The 13,713-nt window shown below is 35.0% G+C and carries 12 protein-coding genes; 11 read left to right on the top strand and 1 reads right to left on the bottom strand.

Going from position 1 to position 13,713, the window contains the following annotated elements:
- Positions 1-11 precede the first annotated feature (11 nt).
- The 9 genes from FHP05_RS12035 (at position 12) to uvrC (ending at position 10,387) form a co-directional block, all read left to right on the top strand.
- Complete coding sequence (locus FHP05_RS12035; protein ID WP_147668572.1) at positions 12-2,348, top strand: endonuclease MutS2; 2,337 nt, start codon at positions 12-14, stop codon at positions 2,346-2,348.
- 24 nt (positions 2,349-2,372) lie between these two features.
- Complete coding sequence (locus FHP05_RS12040; protein ID WP_147668574.1) at positions 2,373-2,786, top strand: DUF350 domain-containing protein; 414 nt, start codon at positions 2,373-2,375, stop codon at positions 2,784-2,786.
- A gap of 167 nt (positions 2,787-2,953) precedes the next feature.
- Complete coding sequence (locus tag FHP05_RS12045; protein ID WP_147668576.1) at positions 2,954-4,633, top strand: long-chain-fatty-acid--CoA ligase; 1,680 nt, start codon at positions 2,954-2,956, stop codon at positions 4,631-4,633.
- 123 nt (positions 4,634-4,756) lie between these two features.
- Complete coding sequence (locus FHP05_RS12050) at positions 4,757-5,344, top strand: TetR/AcrR family transcriptional regulator (RefSeq protein ID WP_147668578.1); 588 nt, start codon at positions 4,757-4,759, stop codon at positions 5,342-5,344.
- 92 nt (positions 5,345-5,436) lie between these two features.
- A complete protein-coding gene (locus FHP05_RS12055) occupies positions 5,437-6,210 on the top strand; it encodes an enoyl-CoA hydratase (RefSeq protein ID WP_147668580.1) in 774 nt (257 codons plus the stop codon).
- A gap of 42 nt (positions 6,211-6,252) precedes the next feature.
- Entirely contained in the window at positions 6,253-7,026 is a 774-nt protein-coding gene (locus FHP05_RS12060; protein ID WP_147668582.1) for an electron transfer flavoprotein subunit beta/FixA family protein, read from the top strand.
- 30 nt (positions 7,027-7,056) lie between these two features.
- Positions 7,057-8,037 (top strand): electron transfer flavoprotein subunit alpha/FixB family protein, encoded by a 981-nt coding sequence (locus FHP05_RS12065; RefSeq protein ID WP_147668584.1) that lies wholly within the window; start codon positions 7,057-7,059, stop codon positions 8,035-8,037.
- A gap of 110 nt (positions 8,038-8,147) precedes the next feature.
- Positions 8,148-8,462, top strand: a complete 315-nt coding sequence (gene trxA / locus FHP05_RS12070; protein WP_147668586.1) for a thioredoxin — start codon at positions 8,148-8,150, stop codon at positions 8,460-8,462.
- 137 nt (positions 8,463-8,599) lie between these two features.
- Entirely contained in the window at positions 8,600-10,387 is a 1,788-nt protein-coding gene (gene uvrC, locus FHP05_RS12075; protein ID WP_147668588.1) for an excinuclease ABC subunit UvrC, read from the top strand.
- A 129-nt stretch (positions 10,388-10,516) separates the two neighbouring features.
- On the opposite strand, the gene FHP05_RS12080 is transcribed toward uvrC, so the two are convergent.
- Entirely contained in the window at positions 10,517-10,951 is a 435-nt protein-coding gene (locus FHP05_RS12080) for a DUF2507 domain-containing protein (protein WP_147668590.1), read from the bottom strand.
- Positions 10,952-11,277: 326 nt separating this feature from the next.
- On the opposite strand from FHP05_RS12080, the gene FHP05_RS12085 reads away from it, so the two are divergent.
- Entirely contained in the window at positions 11,278-11,889 is a 612-nt protein-coding gene (locus FHP05_RS12085) for a succinate dehydrogenase cytochrome b558 subunit (protein ID WP_147668592.1), read from the top strand.
- Between the two features lie 56 nt (positions 11,890-11,945).
- On the top strand, positions 11,946-13,697 hold the full coding sequence (gene sdhA / locus FHP05_RS12090; protein ID WP_147668594.1) for a succinate dehydrogenase flavoprotein subunit: 1,752 nt from the start codon (positions 11,946-11,948) through the stop codon (positions 13,695-13,697).
- The last annotated feature ends 16 nt before the right edge of the window (positions 13,698-13,713 follow it).

Consider the following 13,713-nt stretch of genomic DNA (forward strand, 5'->3'; position numbering starts at 1 on the left):
GAGTATCATTCATGAATGAACGGATTCTAAAAGTATTAGAATTTCATAAAATTAAAGAGCAATTAAGTGCACAAGCAGGTACAATAATTGGAAAAAGACTCGTTTCTAATATATTTCCTTCTACTAATTTTAAAGAAGTTGTAGAACGACAACAAGAAACAGATGAAGCTGTTCAAATTTTACGTTTAAATAAATCAATCCCATTAGGTGGAATATTTGATATTCAAGCAAGTATAAAACGAAGTGAAATTGGTGGTATATTAAACATGGAGGAATGCCTTCAAGTTGCAAGTACCATCTACGGTGGAAGACAGGCAAAGAATTTTATTGAATCTTTCGAACTAGACATTCCCATATTAAAACAATTAGGTGAAACAATTACACCGCTTCGCTCACTGGAACAACAAATTAAAAATAGTATCGATGATCAAGGAAGAATGTTAGATAGTGCATCTCCTAAACTCCGTGGTATTAGAAGTGCTATACGAACATATGAAGGACGAATTCGTGATAAATTAAATGAAATTACAAAATCCCGTAGTAAAATGTTATCCGATTCCATTGTGACAATTAGAAATGACCGTTATGTTCTCCCGGTTAAGCAGGAATATCGGGCTTCGGTTGGTGGAATTGTACATGATCAATCCGCATCTGGACAAACTCTGTTTATGGAACCGAATGCAGTTGTCCATTTGAATAATCATATGCGTGAAAATATATTAGCCGAAAAACGTGAGATTGAAAGAATACTACAGAAATTAAGTGAGGAGATAGCAACATACCGATATGAGCTGATGGATAATCTTCATGCATTGGCACGAATTGATTTAATTCATGCAAAAGGAAAATTAGCACAAATAATGAAAGCCGCAAAACCGGCGATGAATGAAAAAGGCTACATTAAAATGAAGCAAGCCCGCCATCCTTTAATTGCAATGGAAAATGTTGTGGCAAATGATATTGAAATTGGAAAAGATTATACATCGATTGTTATCACAGGACCCAATACTGGTGGTAAAACAGTTACATTAAAAATGCTGGGGTTATGTACGCTAATGGCTCAATCAGGATTACAAGTACCAGCTTTAGATGGTTGTGAATTAGCTGTTTTTAATCAAGTGTTTGCAGATATAGGTGATGAACAATCCATTGAACAAAATTTAAGTACCTTTTCTTCTCATATGAAAAACATTGTCCAAATTATCAATGAAATGGATTCTCAATCACTCATTTTATTTGACGAACTTGGTGCAGGAACAGACCCACAAGAAGGAGCAGCCTTGGCTATCTCTATTTTAGATGAAGCCATATCAAGAGGTGCACGTGTCATTGCAACAACACATTATCCGGAATTAAAGGCATATGGCTATAATCGAAAACAAGTTATAAACGCATCGATGGAATTTGATATGGAAACATTAGAACCAACCTATCGATTATTAATTGGTGTACCAGGTCGCAGTAATGCTTTTGAAATTTCAAAGCGCTTAGGATTAAAGGAAAACATTATTAAACGTGCTAAAACACATGTTGGAGTTGATTCTAAAAACGTTGAAGAGATGATTGCTGCATTGGAAAAATCAAAAATCCAAGCTGAAAAAGATTATGAGAAAGCAAATGAACTTCTAGAAGGGTCTGAACAGTTGCTTCATGATTTGAAAACTGCCTGGAACGCATATGAAACAAAACGAGAAACCCTATATCAAAAAGCGGAACAAAAGGCAAAACAGGCCATTGAAAAATCGAAAGAAGAAGCAGAAGAAATCGTTAAACAATTACGTTCTATGAAAACTAATGCGGAATGGAAAGAACATGAATGGATTGAAGCAAAAAAAGCATTGGATGAAACAGAGCCATCTTTAACGGATAAAGAGAAGACAAGTCCTACCGTAAAAATAGAAACAAATGCCCTATCTCCAGGTGATGATGTAAAATTAGTGAATTTAAATCAACAGGGTACGATTGTGGAACAACTGAATAAAAATGAGTATTTAGTGCAAGTAGGTATGATGAAGCTTAAAGCGAAACGAAAAGATTTACAATTCATCGGTAACCAAAAGGAAACATTTACGAACCCGATATCTACCGTGAAGGGAAAGCATTACCATGTGAAACATGAACTTGATTTACGCGGTGAACGTTATGAAGATGCATTGTTACAGCTTGAAAGATATCTAGATGACGTGATGCTAGCTGGATATGATGAAGTGTCTATCATTCATGGAAAAGGAACAGGAGCATTAAGAAAGGGTGTTCAGCAATTTGCTAAAACCCACCCATCTATAAAGGATTATCGAACGGGTACAATGAATGAAGGTGGAAGTGGTGTTACTGTTTTAAAATTTTAATAATTAGTATTTGAGGGGATACACTTGAATGGTTTTTGGGAAAATATTATTGTTGAAACAGTTGCTCGCTATAGTGTGGTTATTTTATGTTCTTTTGTATTTTTAGCAATATTCGAACTTGTAACGACTTATAAAAATTGGACAGAAATAAAAAAAGGAAATATTGCAGTAGCATTGGCCACCGGTGGGAAAATCATTGGAATTGCTATTATTTTCCGATATTCGATCGAACATAATGATACATTGTTACAAAGTATCGGATGGGGAGCAATCGGCTTTTTATTACTTTTATCTGGTTATTTTATTTTTGAGTTTTTAACACCAACAATGAAAATTGATGAAGAAATTGGAAAAGGGAACAAAGCAGTCGGGTTCATTTCGTTTATCATATCTGTAGGTTTGTCATTTGTTATTGGAGCAAGCATCAGCGTGGGATAAGGGGAGAAATACATTGGAAACATTGGCCAAAGTTTTGATTGTTGTAGCAATAATGTTCGTGATTGTCGGTATTGTATATTTAATCTGACTTTTTCGGAATTAAATATTTCAAAAATGCATATAAGTCGGTATAATAGAGGTAGACATATACAAAGGAGGAGATCTGGATGGTTCATGAACAGCTGTGGCTTTCGGCTTATCCTGAGGAAATACCGACTTCCATACAATACGATGAGAAGCCATTACACGAGTTTTTGAAAGAAGCTGCTTTTTCTTACAAAGAAAAGAAAGCGCTTCACTTTATGGGGAAGGAATTATCGTTTCAGGATGTATATGAACAATCAAAGCAATTTGCGAATTATTTGCAGCAATTGGGAATTGTAAAAGGTGACAGGATAGCGATTATGCTTCCGAATAGTCCACAAGGGGTAATCGGGTATTATGGTTCATTGCTTGCAGGAGCAGTTGTTGTGCAAACAAACCCATTATATAAGGAAAGAGAATTAGTTTATCAATTAGCTGACTCTGGGGCAAAGGTAATTATTTGTTTAGATATTTTATATCCTATGGTATCTAAAGTGAAAAAAGATACCGAATTAGAACATATCATTGTTACGGGAATTAAAGATTATCTACCATTTCCTAAAAACAAAATATACCCTTTTATTCAGAAAAAAGAATATGGGATTGTTGTAACCCCAGAACAATCAACAGATACTCATATTTGGTCAACTATGATGAAAAAGACAACATCGGATTATAAACCGGTGAACGTCAATCCAAAAGAAGACCTTGCATTATTACAATACACTGGAGGTACAACAGGTTTTCCAAAAGGTGTTATGCTAACACATTATAATCTTGTGTCAAATACACAAATGTGTCAAGCTTGGTTATTTAAAGCGAAGCAGGGAGAAGAAACGGTGTTAGGTGTTTTACCTTTTTTCCATGTGTACGGAATGACAACTGTGATGAATTTATCAATTATGTTTGGGGCTAAGATGATTCTTCTTCCTAAATTTAATCCTGAAGATATTTTAAAGGTTATCGAGAAAGAAAGACCAACATTATTTCCAGGTGCTCCAACCATTTATGTGGGTATTTTAAATCATCCTAATTTAGAAAAATACGATTTATCTTCTATTAAAGCATGTATTAGTGGTTCTGCACCACTTCCGCTTGATGTTCAACAGAAGTTTGAACAAGTTACTGGTGGCAAATTGGTTGAAGGATATGGTCTAACAGAAACATCTCCGGTTACACATGCTAATTTTGTTTGGGGAAAGCGAATTCATGGTAGTATTGGAATCCCATGGCCCGATACAGAAGCAACAATTTTGAATATGGAAACATATGAACAGGCAGAAATTGGGGAGATAGGAGAAGTATCGATTAAAGGACCCCAAGTTATGAAAGGGTACTGGAATAAGCCTGAGGAAACAGAAAATACATTTAAAAATGGCTGGTTATTAACAGGTGACCTTGGTTATATGGATGAAAATGGATATTTTTATATTGTTGATAGGAGAAAAGATATGATTATCGCTGGCGGATACAATATATATCCACGTGAAGTAGAAGAAGTATTGTATGAACATGAAGGAGTAGTGGAAGCTGTAATTGCTGGAGTGCCAGATCCATATCGTGGTGAAACAGTGAAAGCTTATGTCGTGCCTAAATCAGGTTATGAATTAGATGAAGCTGAATTGAATAAATTTTGTAGAAAACATTTAGCAGCATATAAAGTTCCGCGCATCTATGAATTTCGGGAAGAATTACCAAAAACTGCTGTCGGTAAGATTTTACGTAGACAGTTAATTGATGAAGACAAAGTAAAATCAAATTAATCAAATGACCTTTATTTGTCTATAAACAAGCTTTCAAGTTGACAATAACATATATTATTTATAAACTTAATATGAATGATTATTCATTCACTTTATAGGCAGATGAAGGAGATTTAGAATTATATGAAGAAAAATAAACCAAAATATAAGGCGATTATTGAGGGCGCCGTTCAAGTTATTGCTGAAAATGGTTACCATGCATCAAAGGTTTCTACAATTGCTAAAAAATCTGGTGTGGCTGATGGAACCATTTATCTTTACTTTAAAAACAAAGAGGACATTCTTATTTCTGTTTTTAAAGAAAAGATGGGGCAATTCATTCAAGAAATTGCCAAAGCAACCGAGAAGGAGAACGATGTTCAAAGTAAATTATTAACGCTTATTCAACTACATTTTGAACAATTAGCGGTCGATCATCATTTGGCGATTGTAACACAGCTGGAACTGCGTCAATCCGACCCGAAAATACGCGCACAAATTAATGATGTTTTGAAAGTTTATTTAGATGTGATTGATTCTATTCTTGAGGAAGGAATGGAGAAAAAGTTATTCCGTAATGATTTACATGTCCCACTTATGCGACAAATGATTTTCGGAACATTAGATGAAACAGTTACAAACTGGGTGATGAAAAATCAGAAATTTGATTTGGTTCGTCTTGCACCAGACGTACACAAACTCCTAATGAATGGCTTGAAAAGCGAAGGTTAATATTCATTTGCCTAGTAGAATTTTTAATTTTTTCTTAAAAAAGGTGTGGAAAGAGCTTTTTTTTGATAGAATGATTGTGAGGGGGGATAATTTTGAGTGCCATACAATATGAAAAAGATGGAAAAATTGGTATTTTAACTATTAAAAGTCCACCAGCAAATGCTTTATCTACTACCATTTTAAAAGATTTGGAGAAATCATTAGACACGATTGAAGAAGAACAAGATGTTAAAGCTATTGTATTAAAAGGTGAAGGTAGATTTTTCTCAGCTGGAGCAGATATTAAAGAATTTACATCATTACAAAAAGCTTCAGACTTTACTTCACTATCAAAAAAAGGACAAAATCTATTTAATCGTATCGAAAATTTCCCCATACCATTTATTGCAGCGATACATGGTGCTGCCCTAGGTGGTGGAATGGAACTAGCATTAGCATGTCATATGCGGATTGTGACAGAAAAGGCAAAACTAGGTTTACCCGAAATTAACTTAGGGATTATTCCGGGATTTGCAGGTACCCAACGCCTACCGCGCTATGTGGGATCTCCAAAAGCACATGAAATGATTTTGACTGGTGTGCCTATTAGCGGTAACGAAGCATATGAATGGGGACTTGCCAATCGAGTAACAACAGAAGAGAGTCTATTAGAAGAGACTATGAAACTTGCAAAAAATATTGCTGACAAAGGTAGATTGGCTATTGAGCAAGTTATGAAATTGATTCCTTACGCAGATGGATGTGAATTCTCAAAAGGCCTTGATGCGGAAGCAGAAGCTTTTGCTGAAGTATTCGGAACTGAGGACGCAACAGAAGGAGTCCAAGCTTTTATAGAAAAACGTAAACCTGTTTTCAAAGATAAATAAAAATATATTAATCACTTTCAAAGAGATAGAGGAGGAAACGAATTGAATATTTATGTTTTATTAAAAAAGACATTTGATACAGAAGAAAAAATAGTTGTTTCTGATGGTCGAATTGAAGATGATAGTGCAGAATACATCATCAATCCATACGATGAATATGCGGTAGAAGAGGCAATTAACCAACGTGATGAACATGGTGGAGAAGTGACAGTTGTAACGGTAGGAGATGAAGACTCTGAGAAACAACTACGTACTGCTTTAGCGATGGGTGCAGATAAAGCAGTGTTAATTGATACGGAAGATGATTTAGAAGAAGGAGACCAATATACAACCGCAGAAATTTTAGCAGCTTATTTTGAAGATAAGGAAGCTGATTTAATTCTAGCTGGTAACGTGGCAATTGATGAAGCAAGTGGTCAAGTTGGACCGAGACTTGCTGAAAAATTAGACATACCGTTTGTTACAACAATTGTAGATCTTTCTGTCGATGGTGAAACCGTTTACATTGAAAAAGATGTTGAAGGAGATGTTGAAAAAGTAGAATCAACCCTTCCATTACTTGTAACTTGCCAACAGGGACTTAATGAACCAAGATATCCTTCCCTTCCTGGAATAATGAAAGCGAAGAAAAAACCTTTAGAAGAATTAGAAATCGATGACTTGGATTTAGATGAAGATGATCTAGAACCGAAAACGAAAACAATTGATATTTTCCTTCCACCTGAAAAAGAAGCAGGAAGAATTTTAGAAGGTGAAGTCGAGGACCAAGTGAAAGAATTAGTTTCATTACTTAAAGATGAAGCAAAAGTACTTTAAATAAAAGAGAATTGGAAAGGAGAAACGAGCATGAGTAATATTGTATTAGTAATTGGTGAAGCGCAAGATGGCGTGTTAAGAAATGTTACGTTTGAAGCAATTGCTGCAGCGAAAAAGATAAAATCAGACGGGGAAGTTGTCGGTGTGCTTTGTGGGGCTCAAACTTTAGAAAACCAAGCACAGGAAATGATTTATTATGGTGCTGACCGTGTGGTAACTGTTACAGATGAAAAATTAGAAAACTATACATCTGATGGATATTCTCAAGCTATTACAGCTGTTATTGAAGAAGAATCACCAGCAGCAATTGTAATGGGACATACAGCTGTAGGTAAGGATTTAACTCCAAAACTTGCTGCAAAATTAGATACTGGACTAGTTTCAGATGCAACAGATATTAATGAAGAAGATGGGGAAGTCGTTTTCATTCGTCCGATCTATTCTGGTAAAGCATTTGAGAAGAAGGTTATTACAGAAGGAATCACTTTTGTAACGATACGTCCAAATAATATTAAAGCATTGGAACGTGATGAATCACGTACTGGTGAAGTCCAAGCTAAAGATGTAGATATTACAGACTTACGTACTATCATCAAGGAAGTAATTCGCAAAAAATCAGAAGGTGTTGACTTATCTGAAGCTAGTGTTGTTATTGCTGGTGGAAGAGCTGTTAAAAGTGAAGAAGGATTTAATTCCCTGTATGAGTTAGCAGACCTTTTAGGTGCCGCGGTAGGTGCTTCACGTGGTGCTTGTGATGCAGGATACTGTGATTACTCCTTACAAATTGGTCAAACTGGTAAAGTAGTAACACCTGATCTATATATTGCAATCGGGATTTCCGGAGCAATTCAACACTTAGCAGGTATGTCAAACTCAAAAGTAATTGTTGCAATTAACAAAGACCCTGAAGCAAATATCTTTAATATTGCTGACTACGGTATTGTTGGTGACATGTTTGAAGTAGTTCCAAAGCTTGTTGAGGAATTAAAAAGTTTAAAAGTAAATAGCTAAGATATAAATACTATTAGGGGTTTAAGCAAACTGTTAGTAAACAAATGTAGTTTAATGTTATACTCAGTTTGCACTGTAAAAAGATATGATTGTCAAAGGAGGATGTGCAGATGGCTATTTTAGATGTATCAGATCAAACTTTTGCAAAAGAAACAGCAGATGGTTTAGTGCTTGCTGACTTCTGGGCACCTTGGTGTGGACCATGTAAAATGATTGCACCAGTTCTAGAGGATCTAGATAAAGAGTTAGGTGAGAAAGTAAAAATTGTTAAACTTGATGTTGACGAAAACCAAGAAACAGCTGGTAAATTTGGAGTAATGAGTATCCCAACTTTACTTTTGTTCAAAGATGGTAATGTTGTAGATCAAGTTGTAGGCTTCCAACCAAAAGAAGCGTTAGCTGATTTAATTAATAAACATGCCTAAACTTAACTCAAAACAAATCCCTTGGCACATAAGTGCTAGGGGATTTGTTTTTGTTTGTGAATCATAGTATGTTAAATAAAGAAGGTAAATATTTAGATGGTAAAGAGAAATAGAGTAAGATCAAGGGAATGAATTGTATGAATGACATCATAAAAGAAAAATTAGCCATCCTTCCTGCTCAACCTGGTTGCTATTTAATGAAAGATAAACAAAGCACTATTATTTATGTGGGAAAGTCAAAAAAACTAAAAGATAGAGTAAGATCATATTTTACTGGAGCACATGATAGAAAAACACAACGTCTCGTTCGTGAAATTGTCGATTTTGAATATATTGTTACTGCTTCTGAAATGGAAGCTCTTATTCTGGAAATGAATCTAATTAAAAAACACGATCCAAAATATAATGTGATGTTGAAGGACGATAAGTCATATCCATATTTAAAAATTACATCTGAAAGACATCCACGGTTGTTAATTACCCGCTCTGTTAAAAATGACGAAGGTAAATATTTTGGTCCATATCCTAACGTTATTGCCGCAAGAGAAACGAAAAAATTACTTGATCGTTTGTATCCATTAAGAAAATGCAACAATCCAAAGGGGAGGTATTGTTTGTATTATCATATGGGGCAATGTCTTGCCTGCAGTCAAAGCCCACCATCTTTGGAAGAGTATAATACAATCATTCATGATATCACATCCTTTTTACATGGGGGTTATAAAGAAATAAAAAAAATATTGTTAGACAAAATGTATCAAGCAAGTGAGCAATTAAACTTTGAGCGAGCAAAAGAATACCGTGATCAAATTCGCCACATCGAAGTAGTTATGGAACAACAAAAAATAATTTTAAATGAAAAAATAGATTTAGATATTTTCGGATATAGTTACGAAAAGGGTTGGATGTGTGTTCAAGTATTCTTCGTTCGTCAAGGGAAATTAATTGAAAGAGATGTTTCGCTATTTCCATTTTTAGAGGAAGCAGAAGAAACATTTATTAGTTTTATTGGGCGTTTTTACTTACAAAAAAATCACCCAAAACCGAATAGGATTTTATTACCACTCGGTACAGAGACGGATATGTTAGAAAAATTACTCGATGTCAAAGTTTATACGCCATTCAGGGGAAAAAAGCGAAAACTAGTTGAAATGGCGATGAAAAATGCAAGTATTTCTTTACAAGAAAAATTTTCATTAATTGAACGGAATGAAGAACGGACTATTGTAGCTGTGGAAAAGTTAGGGGAAATAATGAATATCGAAACACCATCTCGAATTGAAGCATTCGATAATTCGAATATCCAAGGAGTTGACCCTGTTTCTGCTATGGTTGTTTTTATTGATGGGAAACCAGCTAAAAAGGAGTATCGGAAATATAAAATAAAAACAGTACAAGGACCAGATGATTATGCAACAATGCGCGAGGTAGTTAGACGTCGATATTCCCGAGTATTACAGGAAAATCTCCCACTACCTGATTTGATTGTTGTTGATGGAGGAAAAGGTCAAATGAGTGTAGCAAGAGATGTCTTAGAGAATGAGTTGGGATTAGATATTCCATTATGTGGACTAGCAAAAGATGAATATCATCGTACAAGTGAGTTACTATATGGTGATCCACCAGAAGTGATGCCGTTATCACGTAAATCACAAGAGTTTTATCTTGTACAACGGATTCAAGATGAAGTACACCGGTTTGCAATCACCTTTCACCGGCAACAACGAGGTAAAAGATCTTTTCAATCAGAATTAGATAATATTCCCGGGATTGGTGAAAAGCGAAAAAGAACCTTAATTAAATATTTTAAATCATTGGAACGGATAAAGACAGCAGAAGTAGAAGAGATTATCAAATTAGGAATTCCAAAAAAAATTGCTGAAACGATGTTGCAACACTTAAATCAATCACAAGAAAAAGAATGAAGCAGCTGTTGAAAACTATCATAAGAATTATCCCCCTACTTCTTTTGAATATTAGAAGAGGGGGCTTTTCCAATTAAAAAAGTATGAAATACAAGTGAATCTAACTTTAATGATACGTGCTTACTATTTTTAATCTGTATATATCACCTTTAGTTCTACTTGGCCAATTCTTTTATGCACCTTAATAAAACATTCACAGTTGATTTCTTTTAGTATTAGAATTGCTTCAGCCAGAAATCCTGCCTCAATTAGAAAGTCCACCTTGATTGTTGTTTGTAAACGTTGGACGACAGAATCTGCTAATAAATAAAAGATGAGTTGATTTCGCTTTTCTTTTATGAGTTCTAATTTTCCCCAACCCATTTGTTCGAAAAAATAGATAACGTCACCTAATGTATTAATAGCAAAGTTTCTGGCAAGCTTCCTACCCATAAAATATAAAATGGTATCCTTCTCTCTTCCAAGTAAATCAGGTAATCCGATATACCGGAGAACATCATATCCAGCTCCATTAGTATGTAAATTTTCTAAAGAGGAGATAGATAATTTTTCTTTTTCTTTCATGGATGACATCCTCTCTATAAATCTTCCTTTATAATATGATATAAAAAAATAGAGCATAACTACATTATCTAATTAATTTGCTTACAGTGCAATAGTATTTATTGTAATAATTTTACAAGAATCTTCTAAAATATCCATATCTAAATTAAATATGTCGTTTCCTTGACGCTTTTTGTAGTTAGAAGTACAATAAGTATGTACAAATTGTACACATTTGTGAACAAAGCGAAACAGGCGTCAAATAGCCATTTTTGCTTTGTTGCTTTGTACAGTATGTCAAATACTACTAAATTTTTTAAGAATATTTATTTTGAGGGGGGTAGCACATGGCAGAGCGAAAAGAATTTTTTTATAGGAGATTACATTCATTATTAGGGGTAATTCCTATTGGATTGTTTGTTGTACAGCATCTAGTTATTAACCACTTTGCTGTATATGGAGCAGAAAGTTTTAATAAAGCAGCACAATTTATGTTCGATTTACCATTTCGAGCAGCTTTAGAGATTTTTGTTATCTTTCTGCCAATCTTGTTTCATGCTATTTTGGGGGTTTATATTGTCTTTACGGCACGAAACAATACTAGGAATTATAGTTTTGGAAGAAACATCTTGTTCCTATTACAACGTGTAACAGGAATCATTACTTTGGTGTTTATTGTTTGGCACGTATGGGAAACACGTATCCAGGTTGCGCTAGGTAATGCAGAAGTAACGTATTCCTTTATGGAAAGCGTTCTATCAAGCCCATTTATTTTCTGGTTCTATGCAATCGGAATAGTTTCAACTGTATTCCACTTAGCTAACGGTTTATGGGGCTTTATGGTTTCATGGGGATTTACACAATCACCAAAATCACAAAAAATCGTTACATATATAACGTTAATCGTGTTCTTTGTAGTTAGCTATATCGGTTTAAGAGCTTTATTTGCTTTCGTATAATAATCTGAATTAATTATTTCTTAGTGTTTTAATAGAAAAGAAGGAGTGAGTAATTAATGAGTAATCGTAAAGTTGCTGTTGTCGGTGGGGGACTTGCAGGTCTTATGGCAACAATTAAAGCTGCTGAAGCTGGAGTCAGTGTTGACCTCTTTTCCATCGTACCTGTAAAACGCTCTCACTCTGTTTGTGCACAAGGTGGAATTAATGGTGCAGTAAACACAAAAGGGGAAGGTGACTCTCCTTTTAGACACTTTGATGATACAGTTTATGGTGGAGACTTTTTAGCCAACCAACCACCAGTAAAAGCAATGTGTGAAGCAGCACCAGCCATTATCAATATGTTAGATCGTATGGGTGTTATGTTTAACCGTACACCTGAAGGTCTTTTAGACTTTAGACGTTTCGGTGGAACAGAACATCACCGTACAGCATATGCAGGTGCCACAACAGGTCAACAGTTATTATATGCATTAGACGAACAAGTTCGCCGCTATGAAGTGGAAGGACTAGTAAATAAATATGAAGGATGGGAATTCCTTGGAGCTGTTCTCGATGAGGATGGTGTATCAAGAGGACTTATTGCTCAAGATATTAAATCCCATGAAATTAAAGCATTCCCATCAGATGTAACCATTATGGCAACAGGTGGTCCAGGTATTATCTTTGGTAAATCAACAAACTCCATTATTAATACTGGATCTGCAGCAAGTATTTTATACCAACAAGGTGCGAAATATGCAAATGGAGAATTTATCCAAATTCATCCGACTGCAATTCCTGGGGATGACAAACTTCGCTTAATGAGTGAATCAGCACGTGGTGAAGGTGGTCGAGTTTGGACGTATAAAGATGGGGAGCCATGGTACTTCCTAGAAGAAAAGTATCCAGCATACGGAAACCTTGTTACACGTGATATTGCTACACGTGAAATTTTTGATGTTTGTGTAAATCAAAAACTCGGAATTAATGGGGAAAACATGGTATATTTGGATTTATCTCATAAAGATCCAAAAGAACTTGATGTTAAATTAGGTGGAATCATTGAAATTTACGAAAAATTCGTAGGTGATGATCCACGTAAAGTACCAATGAAAATATTCCCAGCGGTTCACTATTCAATGGGTGGATTATGGGTAGACTTTGACCAACATACAAGTATTCCTGGTATTTTCGCTTGTGGAGAATGTGATTATTCACAGCATGGTGGAAACCGCTTGGGTGCTAATTCATTATTATCAGCAATTTATGGTGGAATGGTTGCTGGACCAAATGCAATTAAATATGTGGAAGGTTTAGATAAACATGTTGAAGATATGCCTTCTACTTTATTTGATGAGCGAGTAAAAGAAGAACAAGAAAAATTCGATGCAATGCTGAATATGCGTGGGGAAGAAAATGCGTATTTATTGCACCAAGAATTAGGAAAATGGATGACAGAAAACGTTACAGTTGTTCGTCATAATGATAATCTATTAGAAACAGATAAGAAAATTGTAGAGTTATTGAAACGTTGGGAAAATATTAACATGGATGATACATCAACATGGAGTAACCAAGGTGTTATGTTTACACGTCAATTACGTAATATGCTTCAATTGGCTCGTGTAATTACTATTGGTGCTTATCATCGTAATGAAAGTCGTGGTGCACATTATAAACCAGATTTCCCAGAAAGAAATGACGAAGAATGGTTGAAGACAACGATTGCACAATACGATACAAAAAATGACAAACCAGTATTCTCTTATGAGGAAGTAGATACTTCCCTAATTAAGCCTCGTTTAAGGGACTACACGAAAAAGCACTAAGAAAGGGAGTAAGTAA

The organism is Cerasibacillus terrae (assembly GCF_008039555.1).
Lineage (GTDB): Bacteria > Bacillota > Bacilli > Bacillales > Amphibacillaceae > Cerasibacillus > Cerasibacillus terrae.

Bases quoted from the DNA above. Each gene is read 5' to 3' on its own strand.
- FHP05_RS12045 (WP_147668576.1), top strand. From the start codon at position 2,954: ATGGTTCATGAACAGCTGTGGCTTTCGGCTTATCCTGAGGAAATACCG.
- uvrC (WP_147668588.1), top strand. From the start codon at position 8,600: ATGAATGACATCATAAAAGAAAAATTAGCCATCCTTCCTGCTCAACCT.
- FHP05_RS12085 (WP_147668592.1), top strand. From the start codon at position 11,278: ATGGCAGAGCGAAAAGAATTTTTTTATAGGAGATTACATTCATTATTA.
- FHP05_RS12035 (WP_147668572.1), top strand. From the start codon at position 12: ATGAATGAACGGATTCTAAAAGTATTAGAATTTCATAAAATTAAAGAG.
- trxA (WP_147668586.1), top strand. From the start codon at position 8,148: ATGGCTATTTTAGATGTATCAGATCAAACTTTTGCAAAAGAAACAGCA.
- FHP05_RS12050 (WP_147668578.1), top strand. From the start codon at position 4,757: ATGAAGAAAAATAAACCAAAATATAAGGCGATTATTGAGGGCGCCGTT.
- sdhA (WP_147668594.1), top strand. From the start codon at position 11,946: ATGAGTAATCGTAAAGTTGCTGTTGTCGGTGGGGGACTTGCAGGTCTT.
- FHP05_RS12080 (WP_147668590.1), bottom strand. From the start codon at position 10,951: ATGAAAGAAAAAGAAAAATTATCTATCTCCTCTTTAGAAAATTTACAT.
- FHP05_RS12065 (WP_147668584.1), top strand. From the start codon at position 7,057: ATGAGTAATATTGTATTAGTAATTGGTGAAGCGCAAGATGGCGTGTTA.